The sequence below is a fragment of the Chryseobacterium sp. ZHDP1 genome (assembly GCF_018603435.1).
GTDB classification, from domain to species: domain Bacteria; phylum Bacteroidota; class Bacteroidia; order Flavobacteriales; family Weeksellaceae; genus Chryseobacterium; species Chryseobacterium indicum.
On record NZ_CP075682.1, the window covers coordinates 3600841 to 3620248 of the forward strand.

Below are 19408 nucleotides of genomic sequence, written 5' to 3' on the forward strand. Positions count from 1 at the left end.
ATAAAAAAACGAACAATGAGTTACATTTCTTACATAGAAGCGAGACAAATTTTGGATTCAAGAGGAAATCCTACAGTTGAAGTAGATGTATTTACGGAAAGTGGTGCGATGGGACGCGCTGCGGTACCTTCCGGAGCTTCTACAGGAGAACATGAAGCGGTGGAATTGCGCGACGGTGGTTCAGAATATATGGGGAAAGGAGTTCTTAAAGCGGTTGAAAATGTAAGAGAAGTGATTGCCCCTGAATTGGTAGGTCTTCCTGTATACGATCAGAATCTTATCGACCAGATTATGATTGATCTTGACGGAACCAATAATAAAGGAAATCTTGGAGCAAATGCAATTCTTGGTGTTTCTTTGGCAGCAGCTAAAGCAGCAGCAGCAGAATTGAAAATGCCTTTGTACAAATATGTTGGCGGTGTCAATGCAAATACCCTTCCTGTTCCGATGATGAACGTGATCAACGGAGGCTCTCACTCCGATGCCCCGATTGCGTTTCAGGAATTTATGATCATGCCGGTAAAAGCAGATTCTTTCTCTCACGCATTGAGAAAAGGAACTGAAATTTTCCACAACCTTAAATCGATTCTTCACTCAAGAGGTCTGTCTACTGCAGTAGGTGATGAAGGTGGTTTCGCACCAACTTTCAAAGGAACTGAAGATGCTTTGGATACTTTACTTCAGGCTATTGAAAAAGCAGGTTATAAGCCGGGTGACGATATTATGTTGGCGCTTGACTGTGCCGCTTCTGAATTTTATAAAGACGGAATCTACGATTACAGAAAATTCCAGACTCCGGATGCCGCTCAGTTCTCAAGCAGCGAGCAGGTTTCTTACCTTGCTGAACTGGCAGCGAAATATCCGATCATTTCAATCGAAGACGGAATGCAGGAAAACGACTGGGAAGGCTGGAAAATGTTAACCGATAAAATCGGAGACAGAGTACAGTTGGTAGGAGACGATTTATTCGTAACCAATGTTGAAAGACTATCAAGAGGAGTAAAAGAAGGAATTGCAAACTCAATCTTGGTAAAAGTAAACCAGATCGGATCTCTTTCTGAAACAATGGCAGCGGTACAAATGGCGCAGAACAACAGATTCACTTCTGTAATGTCTCACAGATCAGGAGAAACTGAAGACTCTACAATCGCAGATTTGGCAGTAGCAATGAATTGCGGACAGATTAAAACAGGATCCGCTTCAAGATCAGACAGAATGGCGAAATACAACCAGCTGTTGAGAATTGAAGAAGCTCTTGGTGAAACCGCAGTTTTTCCGGGCTTAGATGCTTTTAAAATCAAAAGATAATTAATCGAATTTATAAATAACGGCAAGCGAAATTTTTAGTTTGCCGTATTTTGTAATAAGTAGTATATTTAGAAAAAAATAAATTAAATAATGTCAGACAACAAGGTAATATTGAATTACGACGGTAATTCATATGAATATCCAATTGTGGATAGTACTATCGGAGACAGAGGAATCGATATTTCAAAATTAAGAGACCAGACAGGTCTAATCACTCTTGATTTAGGGTATAAGAACACCGGAGCTACACTTAGTGACATCACTTACTTAGACGGAGACAAAGGAGAATTATTCTACAGAGGATATCCGATCGAGCAGATTGCCGAGAAATCTAACTTCACAGAAGTGATGTATCTTTTATTACACGGTGAATTGCCTTCTCAGGATCAGTACAATTCTTTCGAATCAAACATTAAAAAATATAATTTCGTAGCAGAGGAGATGAAAAAGATCATGGATGCTTTCCCTCGTTCTGCTCACCCAATGGGAGTTTTATCTTCTTTAACTTCAGCGTTAACGGCGTTTAATCCAAAAGCAGTTAATGTAAATTCTAAAGAAGAAATGGATCATGCAGCAGAATTGTTAATTGCAAAATTCTCTCACCTTTGCGCATGGACGTACAGAAAAACTCAGGGATTGCCGCTTAATCACGGAGACAACAGCCTGAACTATGTAGAAAACTTCTACAAAATGGCTTTCAGAATGCCAAATCAGGAATTTGAAATCGATCCTGTTGTTGTTGGTGCTTTAGATAAATTATTAATTCTTCACGCAGATCACGAGCAAAACTGTTCTACTTCTACAGTGAGAATGGTAGGTTCTGCTCATACAGGTCTTTTTGCTTCAGTTTCTGCAGGGGTTTCTGCACTTTGGGGACCACTTCACGGTGGAGCAAACCAGGCGGTTATCGAAATGCTTGAACTGATTGAGAAAGATGGAGGAGATGTATCTAAATACATTGCGAAAGCTAAAGATAAAAACGATAACTTCCGTTTAATGGGATTCGGACACAGAGTATACAAAAACTTCGATCCTAGAGCAAAAATCATCAAGAAAGCTGCTGACGATATTCTTAATGCATTAGGAATTCAGGATAAAGCGCTTGATATTGCAATGCAGTTGGAAAGAGTAGCTCTTGAAGACGAATACTTCGTAGAAAGAAAACTATATCCAAACGTGGATTTCTATTCAGGAATTATCTACAGAGCATTAGGAATCCCTACAGAAATGTTCACCGTAATGTTCGCATTAGGAAGATTACCGGGATGGATTTCTCAGTGGAAAGAAATGAGACTGAAAGGAGACCCGATCGGAAGACCAAGACAGGTGTATCAAGGAGCTCCAAAAAGAGATTATATTGATATGGTTAACAGATAATCAGTATCTTACTATAAACAAAAATCCCGAAGCTTGCTTTGGGATTTTTTATTTCTCAGCTTTGGAGACTTTTTTATTTTTTTACGGTTGTAATTTGTATCATCGTCTTTACACCTTGGATCATTATCATCGAAGCTCTTCCTGTTTCAATAAAATATTCTAAAATTTCGCCATTTTCCAGTTCTACAGAGCCTAAGGAGAAGTCCTTTGTTTTACTTTTGAATTTTCCATACAATTTATCTGTTGCATTAATACAACTTCCCAAAGAAAGTCTACCGTTTTTTAAAGTTATGAGTTTCTTGGTAGTTAAAATACTGAAATTATCTTCATTTATAATTGTGGAGCAGATGATTCGTTCTTCGTCAAGTAATTCAATTGGATAATCTATAAACAATTCTTTTGAATCATCTTCATAGAATTGAGTCCACTTAAAATCATAAGGCTGTATTGTACTTCGTTTAATTTTTGCTATACAGATAGTGTGTAAAAATTTATCGGATTTTTTCATGATAAAGTACAAAAATAAACTAAAAAATAAAACCTGCTTCAAAAGCAGGCTTTAAGTCTAATTTTCTGTTATGGACATTGACATCTGTCGCAAGTCCAGAGTGTACATTTTCCTGTTTCAAAATCATATTCGCAGCAACGTCTTGCGGTGGTTGCTCCTCCAATGATGTTTTTTTGTTGCTCTCTGCCTAATTTTTGTGCTTTAAGAAGCACGGTTTTTTTTGCGTTCATGATTTTTTTGGTGTTTGATTGTTAATGTTTTATGTTTTAATTTCTACAGAAATTATATCACTAAGGTAGGAATTTTAATTAAAACTTTTTACATTTTATCAAAAAATAATTCATAACCAATTATTGTGAATAAAATTATCTGATAAAATCGCTTATTTAAGTGAATAAATGCTTTAGTCTATCAATCTGCTGAAGTAAAAAACTGTAAGAAGATTATTTCATAGATTTATATTGCGCAGATCACCTAAAAACAGGACAAAAGTTTCCCAGATTCAGTCCTTTACTTATATTTGTAGCATTGCATAAATCTTTATGAAGCTAAATATAAAAAACGAAACGGGAAGGCTGAAATCAGTGGTTTTAGGGCAGCCCAATTCAATGGGAGCAGTTCCTACATTAGAGGAAAGTTATGATGCAAAATCGTATCATTCTATCGAAAATAACATATATCCGAAAGAGTCGGATATCATTCATGAAATGAACGCTTTCGAAGCGGTTTTAAAGAAATATGATGTAGAAGTTCTTCGTCCGGACATTATTGCAGACTACAATCAGGTCTTTGCAAGAGATGTAGCTTTCGTAATTGATGATAAAATGATCATTTCCAATGTGATTGCAGACCGAGCAGACGAACAGGAAGCGTATAAAACGGTTTTTGAAAAAGTGGCGTGGAGAAAAATAATTAATCTTCCGGAAACTGCACACATTGAAGGTGGAGATGTAATTGTCTGGGACGATTTTCTGTTCATCGGAACATGTTTCAGTGAAGATTACAGAAGTTATAAAACGGCAAGAACTAACGAATATGCCATCGAAATTCTCAAAGAATACTTTCCTAAAAAAAGAATCATCGATCTGGAACTGAAAAAGAACGACAGAATACCGTACGAAGGAATTTTACATCTGGATTGTACATTCAACCCCATTGGAAAGGATAAATGTATTATTTACAAAGACGGATTTGTAGACGAAAGCGATTATCGTCTGATTATTGATATTTTCGGTGAAGAAAACTGCTTCCACGTTACAGCGGAGGAAATGTTTGAAATGTTCCCGAATATTTTTTCAATCTCTCCGGAAATCGTAGTTTCCGACAAAGCATTCACCAGAATGAACAATCACCTCAGAAACGAATGGGGAATGACCGTTGAAGAAATTCCGTACCGCGAGATTTCTAAAATGGGAGGACTTTTACGTTGCTCGACAATGCCATTAGTAAGAGAGTAAATTAAAGTTTATTGAAAAGATTAGTTTTATTTTTTTTTCTGATATTCATATCTAAAGTTCATGCTCAGCAAAAAATTAATTGGGCTGAAATCTTATATGGAAATGCTAAAGATTTAGAAATTAATAAAATTAAATCTTTAAAGCTTAAAAAGGGAGGCAGAGTAATTCGCTTGGTTCAGGTCATTTCAAAAAATTCAATTTTGGTGAAAGATTCTTTAACAGAAGACCTTTTTGAATTTGATGATGAGAACCGACTTATTTCCGTAACATCTATTAAAGCTAAGCAGAATGAAAAATTCAGATTGAATTTTAAAGGTAATTTTATCAACAAGATTTCGAGATTAGTTAATGATAATCGAATAAGAGTTTATAATCAATTTTCTAAAGTAAATTTTAATAATAGATCTTATGAAGAAAAGGAAACATACAGGTTTGATACAAACAAGAATGATTCTTTAAATGTTTTCAGAATAAAATATTTCTTTAATGAACAAAATCCGGAATTAAGTTATGAAGAGACGTATGATAACGGTAGAATATGGACTAAGAAATATTTTAATAATACAGAAGTTAGGAAGGAAAAATTTGAGAATTACAATAAAGTAGATTCTACCTTAACTAAAGATTCTAAATTAACAAAATATCATTTTGAAAATTATAAGAACCATCAGATTATTAGGATTGAAAGAGATTCTGTTTTAACGATTGAGAAGAAATATGGAAGAAAAGTAAGTGAAAAATTAGAATATGCGGGATTATCTTTCAGACAAATTTTTTATGATGAGAATGAAATTGTAAGAGAGAAAATTATTTATCAGAATTATAAAAATTCTTTTAATGAATGGATCGTTTGGGAAGAAAGAAAATACGACGGAAAAGGAACATTAATAAGTAGGAAATTTCCAAATAAAAAAGAATATAAACTTAAAAATGGGATTTTAGTTTTCAGAAAAAATGTAGAGAGAATTAGAATGAGTTGTGGTGTTGGTTATTCAGATAAGAAAAAAAATCTCTCAGCATACTATTATCCACAATTATATTCTTCCTCAATATTATTTACTCCGAAACTGGCAAAGAATTTTATAGATAATTTTGATATATATGCTATTGATGAAGACGAAGAAATAATTTATAGTTATTTAGATTTCACAGATGATACAAAAGTTATAACAAGCAATTCAACATCAAAAGACATTTATCAAGAGTTTCGGAGCACATCAAGAAGTATCAGAAGAAAAGAAAGATATATTTTAAGATATTTCGATGGAACAGAAGTTGAGGCAGAAACAATTAGTGGCAAAAAATATTTTATTAATTTGGCTAAGAATCCGGAAATTTTATCTTTTTCAATACACACATTTTTAATTAAAAATGAATAAAACCCAAAGTATGCAGACAACAGATACAGTATTAATGATAGAGCCGATTGCATTCGGATTTAATGCAGAAACGGCAAAAAACAATTATTTTCAGGTAGAGCAGAAAGGTTTCGATACCCAGTTCAAAGCTTTGTCTGAATTTAAAGCTTTTGTTGAAAAATTAAGAAGCAAAGGAATTAACGTCATCACAGTAAAAGATACATTAGATCCGCACACTCCGGATTCTATTTTCCCGAACAACTGGGTAAGTTTTCACAAAGACGGAAAAGTGGTTTTATATCCGATGTTTGCTTCCAACAGAAGAGTAGAAAGAAGAGACGATATCATTGAAACCATTAAAGAACAGGGATTTGAAGTAGCGGAAATCGACGACTGGTCTTTTCCTGAAACACAGGGACATTTTTTGGAAGGAACAGGAAGCATGATCTTCGATCACGATAACAAAATTGCTTACGGTTCGGTTTCTTTAAGACTGGATGAAAACCTGTTCAGAGAATTTTGCGAAAAGTACGGTTTTACACCGGTTGTTTTCCATTCATTCCAAACCGTTGGAGAAGAAAGACTTCCGATTTACCACACCAACGTGATGATGTGTGTAGCAGATAAATTTGTGGTAATCTGTCTGGATTGTATCGATGATGAACTCGAAAGAAGCAAAGTCATTGAAACCATTAAAAACTCAGGAAAAGAAATTATTGAAATTTCTGAAGAGCAGATGCAGCAGTTTGCAGGAAATATGCTTCAGGTAAATAATAAAGACGGACAGAAATTTTTGGTGATGAGCGAAACCGCTTATAAATCCTTACATCAGGATCAGGTTGCAGCAATTGAAAAACACTGTGAAGTCATCTACTCAGATTTAAATACCATTGAAGTAAACGGAGGCGGAAGCGCACGTTGTATGCTTGCAGAAGTTTTCTTACCAAAAAAATAATATATTTGCTGAAAATACATTGAATTGGAATCATTAACCAGCAAAGGTTTACATATTCTTCTGACTTTGGAAACGGAGTCAGAAGCTTTGTTAATAGACGGTGACGGTTTCTTGGCATTTACCAAAGATATGCTCGCAACAAAAGACGTGGAAATTGTAGGAATTACCAGTCATATTTTTGAAAATAACAGCTTTACTTCCGCGGTTTGTCTTAAAGAATCCCACCTCTGTATTCATACGTGGCCGGAATTTAAACAACTTACTTTTGATGTTTTTCTCTGCAATTATCTGCAGGATAACACAGAAAAAGTTGAAAAAATTGCAGATGAAGTAATAGACTATTTTAAAGCTAAAACCATTCAGAAACACAAAATTTACAGATAAAAAATGTTTTACGTTTGTCCCGCCTGCGAATCCGGAAATAAACTGGATCTTACTTTCGATATAAAAGAATATGTCTGTAAGACCTGTTCTTATCTTATTGATGTCGAAAATAATAAACATCAGAAACACATCAAAGTTCCTACAGAAAATGTTGTATTGGATATCGGGCAGAAAGGAATCATCGACAATACAGAATATACCGTTACCGGAATTATCATCCGAAAATACGGAACCAGTATCTTTTGGAGAGAATATTATTTAAAAGATACAAAAGGAGAAGATGCTTTCTTAAGTGAGAGTGATGGACACTGGACTTTTCTTCATATCATTAATGCAATGGATGTAAAGAAAAAGATGAACGGAAAAGCAGTGGAACTGCATGGAAGAAATTACCGCTGGTACGAAACTACAGAATGCACCATTCATTCTGCTGCAGGTTTTTTTGAAGATAAACTGAATTTCGGACTGGCAACATACAAGGAATATGTGAATGCAACTCAGATGATTTCCCAAGAGCAGTCGAAGGGAAAAATTGAATTCTTCTTCGGCAAACACATCTCAAAATACAAAGTAAAAAAAGCGTTCGGAATTTCTAACCTTCCCAATTATTCAGGAATAGGAATTGTTCAGCCGTTTTATGTAAATGTAAAACACACCATTAATATTATGGCGGTTTCGGCATTACTAATTAGTCTGATCCAATTGTATGTAGTCGGGACGAGAACCAATAAATCGGTTTTCGAGCAGGAAATTAATTTTGCAGATGTCCGCAATAAAGAAATGGTCAGTAAAAGCTTTGATTTATCAGGCGGTTCTGCCCCGTTAAAAGTTGAGGTATATTCCAATGTGGATAATTCATGGGCAAATGTCGGTTTAGGATTGGTGAACGAGAAAACCAACGAAATTGTGTTTGCTTCAAAAGACATCGAGGAATACCACGGTTATGAAGACGGTGAAAACTGGAGCGAAGGAAGAAAGAATGAAAGTTTTAATTTCTGCGGAGTTGCTCCCGGAAAATACCACTTTATTATTTCGGCAGAAAAACAGGAAACTCCAAAGGTTATGCCTCCATCATATTACGCGACCCAAGACGGAAGTTTAACCTTATCCAGAGATAGCAACGGAACCATTAACGTTACCAACAACAGCACGATGGAAACAACGGCTTTCGGAAGCTCAAAAATGATTAAGGAAGACACTGTGAGCAGTCTTGGACAATTTGTTCATCAGACGTTAGGAAAAGCGGATATCGACTCCCTTTTGAATACCAACCTTGCAGCCGGAACCATTACATCTACAGTCAGCGAAAATAAATCTGTTAAAATTAAGGCAGAATGGCTTCCTGTTTCCTTCAGGAATTTTGTGTTTGTTCTTTTGTTTATGATCGCGTTTGTCGCAGCAGTCTGGTTCGGAAGAAAATCTTTCGAAAGATCAAAATGGTACAACAGTTCAAATTCACCTTACACCTACTCATAAACGATGGAAAATATTATTAATTACATAAAAGAACACTGGATTCTCTGTCTCATCGGAGTTTTTTTTGTCGGCTGGTTTACTTACCTCACTTTTGACGGCAACCAATTCTGCGACTGCGAAAAAACAGAAACCTACAGAGACGGAACCACAAGAACACATCACTCTTCCGGAGTAGGCTATTACAGATACTATCACAAATAAAAATATAAACTATGAATCAGATCAACTTTTTACCGGTCATCAATTCAGTGATTTATTCCTTTCTGGGAATAGCCATATTGCTGGTTTGCTATTTAATTATTGAGAAAATAACGCCGGAAAAAACATGGCACGAAATCGCTCACAATAAAAATACTGCTTTGGCGATTATTTTCGGAGCATTCATCATCGGGATATCAATGATCATAAGCGCAGCAATTCATGGATAAAAAGAGGATTCCTCTTGAACTGCTTTTGATGTTTTCGGTGTTTGTCATCGCAACCTGCGGACTGATCTACGAATTGGTAGCGGGAGCTTTGGCGAGTTATCTTTTGGGCGATTCCGTGAAGCAGTTTTCCTTCATCATCGGAGTCTATCTTTTTTCGATGGGAGTAGGATCGTATTTTGCCAAATTCATCAAGGGAAATTTAATTGATAAATTCATAGAAATTGAAATTCTGGTTGGGATTATCGGCGGAATAAGCTCTGTGGTTTTATTTATTCTGTTTAACACTTTGGCTCATTTTGAAGCTGTTTTATACCTTTTTGTGTTTTTTACGGGCTGTCTGGTTGGAGTAGAAATTCCGTTGTTGATGAATATTCTGAAAGACAGGGTTCAGTTCAAGGATCTCGTTTCAAATGTTTTCGCCTTTGATTATATCGGAGCTTTACTGGCTTCTATTCTGTTTCCTTTGGTATTGATTCCGCAGTTGGGAATCGTAAAAACCCCTCTGTTTTTTGGCTTGGTTAATATTTCCATTGCCATATTTTTATGTTTTTATCTGAAAAATGAACTTTCAAAACCAGTTTCATTAAGAGTTAAATCAATCGGAGCCTTTCTTCTGCTTGTCACTCTCTTTATCTTTTCAGACAGAATTTTATCATTTTCAGAAGAAAAACTGTACGGTGAAAATGTCGTTTACACTAAAAGCTCACCATACCAGAGAATCGTTTTAACCAGAAACAGCCGCGAATTCAGATTATATTTAAATAACAATCTGCAGTTTTCTTCAGTAGATGAATACCGTTATCACGAAGCGTTGGTTCATCCTGCGATGTCGATGGCTAAAAAGATCGATCATATTTTAATTCTCGGCGGTGGAGACGGTTTCGCAGTTCGTGAAGTTTTAAAATACAAAGGAGTAAAAGACATCACTTTGGTGGATTTGGATGGAGAAATGACAGATTTTTTCAGGAATAATGAAACCATGCGCCAATTGAATCAAAGCTCTTTATCCAGTCCAAAGTTAAAAGTGATAAATAAAGACGCTTACATTTGGGTAAAAGAAAACTCTAAAAAGTACGATGTCATCATTATCGATTTTCCGGATCCTTCCAATTACAGTTTAAGAAAATTGTATTCTTTACAGTTTTACAGAGAACTCGAAAGACTCACTACTTTAGATACAAAAATTGTGGGACAGACTACTTCTCCCTATTTTGCTCCAAAATCTTTCTGGTGTATTGAGAAAACAATTAACGAGGTCTTTCCTTTTACTTCTGCATATCACACGTATGTTCCGTCATTCGGAGAATGGGGATTTTCAATGGCTTCTTTTGAGCCGATCAACAATAAAATATATCGTAAAATTCCGAATCTGAAATTTTATGATTATAATTTTTCACAACTCTCTTACTTTACGAAAGATATGAAAACCAAAGATATTGAAGTCAATCGATTGGATAACCAGATTTTAGTAAGATATTTTGATGAAGAATGGGGTAAAGTTCAATAGAAAAGTGTCAATTATTTATTATATTTGTATCATAAATTGATACTTAAATTGTAAAAATATGATAGCTGAAATTGAAAAATATATAGAAATCCAGAACAACATCGATCAGATTCTGAAAGATTCACCATTTAAAATTTCTTACATTATCGAAAAAACAGGGATCAAAAAGCCGACCTTTTTTAAAAAAATGAAAGAAAAGAGATTTACTTCCGAAGAACTGCTTTCTATTGCCAAAGTAATGGAACCTGTTTATAGAAACGAAACCCATGAAGAGATTTTAGAATCGTTGAAAAGATCCGAAGAAGATTTCAGAATGGGAAGAACGGTCTCTTATCACGACTTTATGAAAGCTAAAAGAGAGAAATTAAAAAAACTAACAGACGGTGAAAGTTGATATTTCAATTGCGGCTCAGCAAGATATTGATGATATTGAATCTTATCTTTTAAGAAAATGGAATCGAAAAGTCTTATTTAAGTTTTTTGATCAGTTAGATGATGCTATAAGTATTTTAGAAACACAGAATGTATACTTTGAAAAATATAGAGATACAGGGTTTATGAAATATTTGGTAACGAAACATAACTACATTATTTATGATTATCAGGATGATATGTTGAGAATCCACAGAGTTATCAACAATTTTCAGAATCCTGAAGACAACTATGAAAGCATCTCAAAATAACCATTAAATCTTGCCAACTCAACCCACTCAATTTTCACGTAAAGATTTCCTTAAAACCCTGTTCTTGGGCAGTCTCATGATTCCTTTTTTACACTATTGCAGTAAAAAAGGCAAATCGTTATTGCTTAAAATCACCGGAACCAATCATATTTTAGGGCACAAACTCTGGGCAAAAGATTTTCCTGAACCTACGGAAGAAATTCGCACAAAATACCTCGTTGTCGGTGGAGGAATTTCAGGACTTTCGGCGTGTAGATTTTTCAGCCAGAATCAGGAAAACAATTATCTGTTGCTCGAAATGGAAAATCATTTAGGCGGAAACTCTTCCAACGGACAGAACAAATTTTCAAAATTTCCTTTGGGAGCGCATTATTTGCCATTGCCGAATAAAGAAAATACTGAAATCATCGAATTTCTGAATGAATGCAAAATGTATCAGGGACACGATGAAAACGGTGATCCGATTTTAGATGAATATCAGATGACTTTCCCGCAACAGGAACGGTTGTTTTTCAAAAATTCATGGCAAAATGATATCGTTCCGCAAAACGGAATTTCCTCAGAAACAAAAGCGGAATTCGACCGGTTTTTTAAAATGATGGATCACTTTCAGCACAAAAAAGATGCAGAAGGAAAATATTGGTTTGCCATTCCTGTTCACGATTCCAGTCGGGAAGATGAGGTTTTACAACTAGAGAAAATTATTTTCAAAGACTGGCTGAAACAGGAAAATTTTACATCTGAAGAATTACTCTGGCTGTTAGATTATTCCTGTCGCGACGATTACGGTTTGGGAATCGATTACGTTTCGGCCTGGGCGGGAATTCATTATTTTGCGGGAAGAAAAAACAACTGGAGCAAAAAATACAAAGATCAGGTTTTCACATGGCCGGAAGGAAATGCAAGACTGGCAAAACATTTTTCAAAATATACAGAAGGAAAATCTTCATCGAATAATTTAGTTTTTGAGGTAAAAATTAATGATAAAAATGTTGAGGTTTTAAGTTTCGACAATATTCAGAAAAAGACAAAAAAGATCATTGCTGAAAAAGTTCTGTTTGCGACTCCGCAATTCGTCAACGAAAGAATTTTCAACAATAAAAGAGCTGAACATTTTAACTATGTTCCGTGGCTTTTAACAACGATTACTTTACAAAACGTTTTCGGAGGAGATGAAGAATTGGCTTGGGATAATGTAATTTATGGTTCCGATGGTTTGGGTTATATTTACGATCAGCATCAGAATGTAAACCAGATTATGGGTGAAAAAGTGATTACCTACTACAGAAGTTTTTCTACCAATGACTGTAAAAAAGCAAGAAAAAAATTATACGGTCTGAAAGAAGATGAGTTGAAAAGCCTTGTTTTGGAAGATTTAAAAAAAGCCCATCCTATGATTGAAGATTTTATCCTCGAAATGCAGTTTCACAAAATCGGTCATGCGATGATTGCGCCTGTTCCGAACCAGATTTTTGGAAATTCAGAAATGGCAAAACAGCCGATTGACGGAAAAATTTTCTTTGCCCATTCAGACCTTTCAGGAATTTCAATTTTCGAGGAAGCTTTTTATCAGGGATGGAGAACCGCAAAGCAGATGCAGCAATTTGATTGATTAAAATTAAAATAAGGTTTCTCAAAAAATAAAAATGAAACAACCCTGGATCCATAACGCAAAAACAGACGGCTGGTTTATTCTGTCGCCGCCTTTTATTATTTTGCTGATTGTTTTCTTATTTCAGAAACAGATTCAGGTGCTGGAAAATCATTATTCATTTTACACATGGCTTTTCCTGATTGTTTTCGTGGATGTAGCGCATGTGTATTCAACGTTATTTAAAACGTATTTCGTTAAAGAAGAAGTCAGGAAAAGGAAACTTTTATATTATGGAATTCCTGCCTTGAGCTGGATTTTAGGATTGATTTTATACCAGTTCGGAAGTCTTACTTTTTGGTCGGTTTTGGCTTTGGTGGCGGTTTTTCATTTTATCAGGCAGCAATATGGTTTCATGAGAATTTATGCCAGATTTGAACCTAATAGCCGGAGTAAAAGAATCGATGAGATTGCGGTGTATTCTGCCACAATTTTTCCGATGTTGTATTGGTTTAAAACGCCGAGAGCTTTTACGTGGTTTGTACAAAATGAATTCAAATGGCTTCAGCATCTTCCGGATTATATTCCAGTTATTAAGATTTTATATTTCGGGATTTTAATGATTTGGCTATTCAAAACTATTTTTGAAATCTTTAAAACCAGACAATTTAATATTCCGAAAATTGCCTTAATTTCCGGAACCTATCTGTCGTGGTATTTCGGAATTGTTTATTTCAACAACGATTTGGTTTTCACTTTTCTGAATGTGATTTCACACGGAATTCCTTACATTGCTTTAATTTACATCAGAGAAATTCAACAAAAAGACGATCAAAATCTAAACCGTCTTTCTTTATTCAAATCTGCTTTCGGGATATTTTTATTTATTCTCGTTATTCTAGCTTTTGCATTTTTCGAAGAGTTTTTATGGGAAATTTTGGTCTGGAACGAACATTTTTCATTAAATCTGAATGTTTCGTTAAACTGGTTTCAGTTTTTAGTCCCTTTATTAGTCGTTCCTCAGCTTACGCATTACTTATTGGATGGCTTTATTTGGAGAAAACCGAAAAAAGTTAACTAATTTTGCCTTCAAAGTTAAAACATATGAAAATGCAGAAGTGCCTCCTTTCATTCATGCTCTTGTTGGGATTTTTCAGTTTAAATGCTCAGCAGAAGACATTTTGTAACCCGATTAATATCGATTATGGTTATACTCCGTTTGAAGTTTTTTCAAAACAGGGAAAACACCGTGCAACAGCCGATCCGGTGATTGTTAATTTTAAAAACAAGCTCTTTCTTTTTTCCACCAATCAGGAAGGGTATTGGTACAGCGATGATATGCTCGACTGGAAGTTTGTCCACCGAAAATTTTTAAGAGACAATAAATATACTCACGATCTGAATGCTCCTGCAGTTTGGGCAATGAAAGATACGTTATACGTTTTCGGATCTACATGGGAACAGGATTTCCCGATTTGGAAAAGTACCAATCCCACCAAAGACGACTGGAAAATTGCCGTTGATACTTTAAAAGTCGGAGCTTGGGATCCTGCATTTCATTACGATGAAGACAAAAACAAGCTGTACTTGTATTGGGGATCAAGCAATGAATGGCCTTTGTTGGGAACTGAAGTAAAAGTAAATACCCTTCAGTCCGAAGGTTTTGTAAAGCCTACGATCAGACTAAAACCGGAAGATCACGGCTGGGAAAGATTCGGGGAATACAATGATAATGTTTTCTTGCAGCCTTTCGTAGAAGGAGCTTGGATGACGAAGCATAACGGAAAATATTATCTTCAGTACGGAGCTCCTGCAACGGAATTCAGCGGATATTCGGATGGAGTGTATGTGAGTAATAAACCTTTGGAAGGTTTTGAATATCAACAGCACAATCCGTTTTCTTACAAACCGGGAGGTTTTGCGAGAGGAGCAGGACATGGTGCAACGTTTGAAGATAATTACAAAAACTGGTGGCACATTTCTACCATTTTTATATCAACCAAAAATAATTTTGAAAGACGTTTAGGAATCTGGCCTGCCGGATTTGATAAAGATGATGTAATGTACTGCAACACGGCTTACGGAGATTATCCGACGTATCTTCCGCAATACGCACAGGGAAAAGATTTCTCTAAAGGACTTTTTGCAGGTTGGATGCTGCTGAATTACAATAAGCCGGTTCAGGTTTCATCCACTTTAGGTGGTTATCATTCCAATTATGCGGTGGATGAAGATATTAAAACGTACTGGAGTGCCAAAACAGGAAATTCCGGAGAATGGTTTCAGACGGATTTGGGAGAGGTTTCTACCATTAATGCTATTCAGATCAATTACGCCGATCAGGATGTTGAGTTTATGGGGAAAACGCTGGGTAAAATGCATCAGTATAAAATCTATGGTTCCGATGACGGTAAAAAATGGAATGTTATTGTGGATAAAAGCAAAAACACCAAAGATGTTCCTCATGATTATGTAGAATTGGAAAAACCTACAAAAGCGAGATTTCTGAAAATGGAAAATCTTAAAATGCCTACCGGAAAATTTGCATTAAGCGGTTTCAGGGTATTCGGAAAAGGAGCAGGAACTGTTCCCGGAAAAGTTCAGAGTTTTGTTCCGTTGAGATCAGATCCTAAGAAATACGGCGAAAGAAGAAGCATCTGGATGAAATGGCAGCAGAACTCTGATGCAGACGGATACGTCATTTATTGGGGGAAATCTCCAGAGAAATTGTACGGAAGCATTATGGTGTACGGAAAAAACGAATATTTCTTCACCGGAGCCGATAGAGCGGACGCATATTATTTCCAGATCGAAGCTTTCAATGCGAATGGAGTTTCGGAAAGATCGGAGATTTTTAAGTCTGAATAAAATATTAATAAACGCTTTGAGTTTTTCAGAGCGTTTATTTTTTGTCGATATTCTTCATAAATCCCTCAATTTTATTGACCAGAAAATCTGCATTGGAAGACTGATCCCAGCCGAGATGATCTCCGGTAAATTCATAAGATTCATGATAGACTTTGTTTTTTGTGAGAGTGGAGTCTAAAGTTTTTTGCTGAGATAGTGGAACCACATGGTCATTAATTCCGTAATAAGAAAGGGTAGGAGCGGAAGTTGGAGTAATCCAGTAAACCGGACTTCCAAAGTCCATTAGCGTTGTTTTGCTGTCAACGATTTTAGGATCAATCAAATGTTTTTCTACGAAAGCATAATCTTCATAATTTTTAAATCCTGAATCGTTCAGATCAGTGGGACCGACGATATTGATAACTGCTTTTACCTTTCTGTCCGGATCAAATTTATAAGCATACAACATTGCTAAATGTCCGCCCGCGCTGTTTCCGAGAAGAATATATTTGGGATGAATTTTTAAGTTTTTTTCTAAACCATTCATGGCACTGGCAATATCATCTGTTTGATTCGGAAGAGCAAAACGCTTGGATGAAGCAAGCCTGTAATCCAGATTGACAAAAATATGTTCAGGAAATTTTTTCATCAGATTATAGGTGAAATCCGTAAGCTGAGATCTTCTTCCGCCGCGCCAACCGCCGCCATGAATAACGATGAAAACGTCTTTATCTTTTAAAGAAGCCTTAGGAATATAAACGTCCATTTTCTGTTCCTTGTCTTTTCCGTAGGAAACATTTTTTCTATGGTGAAAGATTTACCACTTCCGAAATCAATGGTGTTTTGCTTACAGTCTAAAAGTGTAAGAAGAAATAAACCAGCTAAAGCAATTAAACGACTCTTCATCATTGAATTTTAATTAAAAATAAAAAAACTCGCCGATTTCTCAGCGAGTTTACCACAAAAAATGATTTATATGAAGAAATGATTGTTATCTGGTTCTGTTTTTAATTTCGTCTGAAGCACTTTCGATGTTTCTTACCTTTTTCACTTTCTGGTTTCCGAAATTGTAAGTAATGCTTACATTAATGCTTCTTCTGTACTGGTCGTTTCTAATGTAGTTATAGTTTCCGGAAGCCTGTAAATCTTCAATTTCCACGACATTGGTTCTTAAAACATCATTCAGATTTACCGCAAACGTCCAGTCGTTCCAGTTTTTCTTAATGTTCAGATCTAAACTTGCTAAGTTTTTCAGCATACCAAGTTCTATCTGCTGTTTATCCACATAGAAGAAATTTACGCCTAAGAACCATGTTTTCTTTTTGTCTAAACGGATGGTGTTGTTGCTGGTAATCAACATACTTGCAGATTTTCTGTTGTTTAAATAAGTATCAAAAACCTGTCCTGTTGTAGGATCTGTATCTAATGTTCCGTTGTTGATGTTATACTGTACCCCCGCATTGAAGTTTAATGTAAGATATTGCTTGAATAAAGATTTCTGAATTCCCAGCATGGCAGACATTTCCTGCTTGTCTCCGAAATTGGTTCTGATGTACGCCAACTGAACTCTTTTCTGATTGGTTTTCGGATCGATATAGCTTCTCTGCAAGGGAACCTGTGTAATCTGGTCTTTTTCATACGTATGATTCAGAATCAGGAAATAAGAATTTTTGTACATATACGTTAACTCCTGATTGTAGGTAGAAGATGCTTTTACGAAAGGATTATTTTGGGTATAATTATCTTCCGTAATAAGATTTTTTACAGGATTCAGTTCCCAAAAGCTGGGTCTTCTCATTCGGCTTGAAAATGAATAAGATATATTGTTCTTATCATTAATGGCATAATTGAAACTTAGATAAGGCAAAAGATTATTATAATTTCTTTCGATCTGCTGATTGGTTTCTACATTGTTTTTCCAGCTGTCTGCAGTTCCTAAGCTATTCGTGATTTCGTATCTGGCTCCGATTTTTCCTGAGAACTTATCCGAAAACTTCTTTTCAAAAGTTACATACAGACCATAAATATTTTCATTGTAAACAAAATGGTTAAAATCGTTTTGAGAAGCTAACTGGTTACCGGAAAGATCGTATGGATATGAATAGTTTTTGGTGTCGTTGTCTGTTTTTGTTTTATTGTAATTTCCCCCGGCAGAGAACGTAAAATCGTTTTTAAATTTCTGAATATAATCCACCGTCCCGGAAAAATTATTGATAACCTGCGGAAGATCCTGAATTATTTTGCTGCTGTTTTGGTTGAAATTTCCTGCCGCATCCTGAATCAGCGTGTTGTTATTCGTGTACTGAAATCTTTTATAATTAAGATAAGCTGCATTCACGTTCAGTTTGCTTCCTAAAGAATCAAGCTTTACTTCATAGTTTAAATTTACAGAATTGTTGTAACTTCTTGCGTCCTCTTTATTTTTGGTTTTAGTGTAAGCGGTTGAAAGTATATTGCCGTTAGTATCATATTTTGTAATCGTGTTCATCAGATCAATCGTAGAATTGTAGCTTTTGTTTGCCCATGTATTCCATGATAAAGCCAGATTACTTTTGTCATTCAACTGATAATCAATATTCAGATATCCTCCTAAATTTTTGTTTGGATCATCAATATTCCCTACAGATTCATTCTGTACATTTTCAGATCGGTTTCTGAGAATGTAAGACTGCGGATTGATATTTTCGCCACCGCTAAGATTCGCATTAATTCCCAGTTTGTCTTTTCTGTAATTGACAGAGAAACTGGCGTTGCTTGCATTGTATTTGCTTTGGGTATTAGACATTCTCATGTTTCCGCTGGTTCCGTCGCTCATTTTTTTCTTCAGAACGATATTGATGATCCCATCGGAAGATTCCACCTGATATTCACTTCCCGGAACTGTAATCACTTCAATTTTCTGGATATTTTCTGCGGGTGTGTTTTTCAGAAACTGAACCAGAGATTCTGCATCCATATTGCTTTTTCTGCCGTTAATGTAGATCAGCGCATTATTTTTCCCTGCAATCTTTAACGTTTTATCATCTGTTGTAGACAAAAGGGGAGTCTGCTTTAGAATATCGAACGTTGTATTTCCTTTTGCAATCGGAGAGGCAGCAACATCATAGACAAAACGGTCGCTTTGTTTTTTGAAAACCTGCTTGGTTAAAGTAACTCCTTCTATGCTTTTTGTTTTTACAGTATCTTTTTTAGTTTGCTGTGCGAAAGATAATCCACTGAAGAATATAGCTGCGATAAGAATGGTCGTTTTCATGATATAATATTTTAGAGAGTTTTAATAGCTTGTATTTGTTATTATTTAACATTGCAAAGATATATAATAAATTAAGTATCTTGCAATACAAAGTACTTAAAATGTTTTTAATTAAAATTTAACTACTTGATTTTCAGTTAGTAAAATTTTGTATAAAATTTTTAATCGTAGTAGGTTTGCTATTTATTTAGACAATTCAGGTCTAAATTCTATTACACGGCTCCAAATAATTTTCAGTTTTTAAACAATAATTAATTAAAATCTCAATAAAAAGAA

20 protein-coding genes are annotated in these 19408 nt (G+C 35.4%); 15 read left to right on the forward strand and 5 right to left on the reverse strand.

The window, feature by feature from the left end; all coding sequences use genetic code 11:
- The first annotated feature begins 15 nt into the window (after nt 1-15).
- Both eno and KKI44_RS16530 read left to right on the forward strand, forming a co-directional pair.
- Nucleotides 16-1308 (forward strand): phosphopyruvate hydratase, encoded by a 1293-nt coding sequence (gene eno, locus KKI44_RS16525; RefSeq protein ID WP_076391886.1) that lies wholly within the window; start codon nt 16-18, stop codon nt 1306-1308.
- A gap of 90 nt (nt 1309-1398) precedes the next feature.
- Nucleotides 1399-2685, forward strand: coding sequence for a citrate synthase (locus tag KKI44_RS16530; protein WP_076391888.1), 1287 nt, complete (start codon nt 1399-1401; stop codon nt 2683-2685).
- Between the two features lie 73 nt (nt 2686-2758).
- Here the strand turns inward: KKI44_RS16530 and KKI44_RS16535 are convergent, their stop codons facing one another.
- Nucleotides 2759-3193 carry a hypothetical protein gene (locus KKI44_RS16535; protein WP_214588349.1) on the reverse strand — a complete coding sequence of 145 codons (435 nt, stop codon included), beginning with the start codon at nt 3191-3193 and terminating at the stop codon, nt 2759-2761.
- A gap of 68 nt (nt 3194-3261) precedes the next feature.
- The gene (locus tag KKI44_RS16540; RefSeq protein WP_214588350.1) at nt 3262-3423 is read right to left on the reverse strand and encodes a hypothetical protein; all 162 of its coding nucleotides are present in this window, start codon (nt 3421-3423) and stop codon (nt 3262-3264) included.
- Nucleotides 3424-3735: 312 nt separating this feature from the next.
- Between KKI44_RS16540 and KKI44_RS16545 the strand changes: the two genes are divergently transcribed.
- The 13 genes from KKI44_RS16545 to KKI44_RS16605 all read left to right on the forward strand — a co-directional run bounded on the left by KKI44_RS16545 (nt 3736) and on the right by KKI44_RS16605 (nt 15900).
- Nucleotides 3736-4650, forward strand: coding sequence for a dimethylarginine dimethylaminohydrolase family protein (locus KKI44_RS16545; RefSeq protein WP_076391890.1), 915 nt, complete (start codon nt 3736-3738; stop codon nt 4648-4650).
- A gap of 11 nt (nt 4651-4661) precedes the next feature.
- Nucleotides 4662-6029 (forward strand): hypothetical protein, encoded by a 1368-nt coding sequence (locus tag KKI44_RS16550; RefSeq protein WP_214588351.1) that lies wholly within the window; start codon nt 4662-4664, stop codon nt 6027-6029.
- Nucleotides 6030-6039: 10 nt separating this feature from the next.
- Nucleotides 6040-6963: a citrulline utilization hydrolase CtlX gene (ctlX, locus tag KKI44_RS16555; protein ID WP_214591176.1), complete on the forward strand. Its 924-nt coding sequence runs from the start codon at nt 6040-6042 to the stop codon at nt 6961-6963.
- 24 nt (nt 6964-6987) lie between these two features.
- Nucleotides 6988-7347 carry an S-adenosylmethionine decarboxylase family protein gene (locus tag KKI44_RS16560; RefSeq protein ID WP_214588352.1) on the forward strand — a complete coding sequence of 120 codons (360 nt, stop codon included), beginning with the start codon at nt 6988-6990 and terminating at the stop codon, nt 7345-7347.
- Nucleotides 7348-7350: 3 nt separating this feature from the next.
- Nucleotides 7351-8823: a DUF4178 domain-containing protein gene (locus KKI44_RS16565; RefSeq protein ID WP_214588353.1), complete on the forward strand. Its 1473-nt coding sequence runs from the start codon at nt 7351-7353 to the stop codon at nt 8821-8823.
- 3 nt (nt 8824-8826) lie between these two features.
- Entirely contained in the window at nt 8827-9024 is a 198-nt protein-coding gene (locus KKI44_RS16570) for a hypothetical protein (RefSeq protein WP_214588354.1), read from the forward strand.
- A gap of 11 nt (nt 9025-9035) precedes the next feature.
- Nucleotides 9036-9251: a DUF350 domain-containing protein gene (locus KKI44_RS16575; RefSeq protein ID WP_214588355.1), complete on the forward strand. Its 216-nt coding sequence runs from the start codon at nt 9036-9038 to the stop codon at nt 9249-9251.
- A complete protein-coding gene (locus KKI44_RS16580) occupies nt 9244-10758 on the forward strand; it encodes a polyamine aminopropyltransferase (protein WP_214588356.1) in 1515 nt (504 codons plus the stop codon). Before KKI44_RS16575 ends, KKI44_RS16580 begins: the two co-directional genes overlap by 8 nt.
- A 58-nt stretch (nt 10759-10816) precedes the next feature.
- The gene (locus KKI44_RS16585) at nt 10817-11152 is read left to right on the forward strand and encodes a hypothetical protein (RefSeq protein ID WP_214588357.1); all 336 of its coding nucleotides are present in this window, start codon (nt 10817-10819) and stop codon (nt 11150-11152) included.
- Entirely contained in the window at nt 11142-11441 is a 300-nt protein-coding gene (locus KKI44_RS16590; protein WP_214588358.1) for a type II toxin-antitoxin system RelE/ParE family toxin, read from the forward strand. The genes KKI44_RS16585 and KKI44_RS16590 overlap by 11 nt, the downstream gene beginning before the upstream one ends.
- Before the next feature lie 121 nt (nt 11442-11562).
- Nucleotides 11563-13053, forward strand: a complete 1491-nt coding sequence (locus KKI44_RS16595) for an NAD(P)-binding protein (protein ID WP_250902082.1) — start codon at nt 11563-11565, stop codon at nt 13051-13053.
- A 34-nt stretch (nt 13054-13087) separates the two neighbouring features.
- Nucleotides 13088-14113, forward strand: a complete 1026-nt coding sequence (locus KKI44_RS16600) for a hypothetical protein (protein ID WP_214588359.1) — start codon at nt 13088-13090, stop codon at nt 14111-14113.
- Between the two features lie 29 nt (nt 14114-14142).
- The gene (locus KKI44_RS16605) at nt 14143-15900 is read left to right on the forward strand and encodes a discoidin domain-containing protein (RefSeq protein ID WP_214588360.1); all 1758 of its coding nucleotides are present in this window, start codon (nt 14143-14145) and stop codon (nt 15898-15900) included.
- Nucleotides 15901-15934: 34 nt separating this feature from the next.
- On the opposite strand, the gene KKI44_RS16610 is transcribed toward KKI44_RS16605, so the two are convergent.
- The 3 genes from KKI44_RS16610 to KKI44_RS16615 all read right to left on the reverse strand — a co-directional run bounded on the left by KKI44_RS16610 (nt 15935) and on the right by KKI44_RS16615 (nt 19132).
- Nucleotides 15935-16645 (reverse strand): alpha/beta fold hydrolase, encoded by a 711-nt coding sequence (locus KKI44_RS16610; RefSeq protein WP_250902083.1) that lies wholly within the window; start codon nt 16643-16645, stop codon nt 15935-15937.
- Entirely contained in the window at nt 16615-16788 is a 174-nt protein-coding gene (locus tag KKI44_RS22730; protein ID WP_250902084.1) for a hypothetical protein, read from the reverse strand. The genes KKI44_RS16610 and KKI44_RS22730 overlap by 31 nt, the downstream gene beginning before the upstream one ends.
- Nucleotides 16789-16870: 82 nt before the next feature.
- Entirely contained in the window at nt 16871-19132 is a 2262-nt protein-coding gene (locus KKI44_RS16615; RefSeq protein ID WP_214588361.1) for a TonB-dependent receptor domain-containing protein, read from the reverse strand.
- Nucleotides 19133-19408: the final 276 nt, after the last annotated feature.

Excerpts from the sequence above, each read along its gene's own strand:
- eno (WP_076391886.1), top strand. The coding sequence starts at position 16 with ATGAGTTACATTTCTTACATAGAAGCGAGACAAATTTTGGATTCAAGA.
- KKI44_RS16530 (WP_076391888.1), top strand. The coding sequence starts at position 1,399 with ATGTCAGACAACAAGGTAATATTGAATTACGACGGTAATTCATATGAA.
- KKI44_RS16535 (WP_214588349.1), bottom strand. The coding sequence starts at position 3,193 with ATGAAAAAATCCGATAAATTTTTACACACTATCTGTATAGCAAAAATT.
- KKI44_RS16540 (WP_214588350.1), bottom strand. The coding sequence starts at position 3,423 with ATGAACGCAAAAAAAACCGTGCTTCTTAAAGCACAAAAATTAGGCAGA.
- KKI44_RS16545 (WP_076391890.1), top strand. The coding sequence starts at position 3,736 with ATGAAGCTAAATATAAAAAACGAAACGGGAAGGCTGAAATCAGTGGTT.
- ctlX (WP_214591176.1), top strand. The coding sequence starts at position 6,040 with ATGCAGACAACAGATACAGTATTAATGATAGAGCCGATTGCATTCGGA.
- KKI44_RS16565 (WP_214588353.1), top strand. The coding sequence starts at position 7,351 with ATGTTTTACGTTTGTCCCGCCTGCGAATCCGGAAATAAACTGGATCTT.
- KKI44_RS16570 (WP_214588354.1), top strand. The coding sequence starts at position 8,827 with ATGGAAAATATTATTAATTACATAAAAGAACACTGGATTCTCTGTCTC.
- KKI44_RS16575 (WP_214588355.1), top strand. The coding sequence starts at position 9,036 with ATGAATCAGATCAACTTTTTACCGGTCATCAATTCAGTGATTTATTCC.
- KKI44_RS16580 (WP_214588356.1), top strand. The coding sequence starts at position 9,244 with ATGGATAAAAAGAGGATTCCTCTTGAACTGCTTTTGATGTTTTCGGTG.
- KKI44_RS16585 (WP_214588357.1), top strand. The coding sequence starts at position 10,817 with ATGATAGCTGAAATTGAAAAATATATAGAAATCCAGAACAACATCGAT.
- KKI44_RS16600 (WP_214588359.1), top strand. The coding sequence starts at position 13,088 with ATGAAACAACCCTGGATCCATAACGCAAAAACAGACGGCTGGTTTATT.
- KKI44_RS16605 (WP_214588360.1), top strand. The coding sequence starts at position 14,143 with ATGCAGAAGTGCCTCCTTTCATTCATGCTCTTGTTGGGATTTTTCAGT.
- KKI44_RS16610 (WP_250902083.1), bottom strand. The coding sequence starts at position 16,645 with ATGGACGTTTATATTCCTAAGGCTTCTTTAAAAGATAAAGACGTTTTC.
- KKI44_RS22730 (WP_250902084.1), bottom strand. The coding sequence starts at position 16,788 with ATGATGAAGAGTCGTTTAATTGCTTTAGCTGGTTTATTTCTTCTTACA.
- KKI44_RS16615 (WP_214588361.1), bottom strand. The coding sequence starts at position 19,132 with ATGAAAACGACCATTCTTATCGCAGCTATATTCTTCAGTGGATTATCT.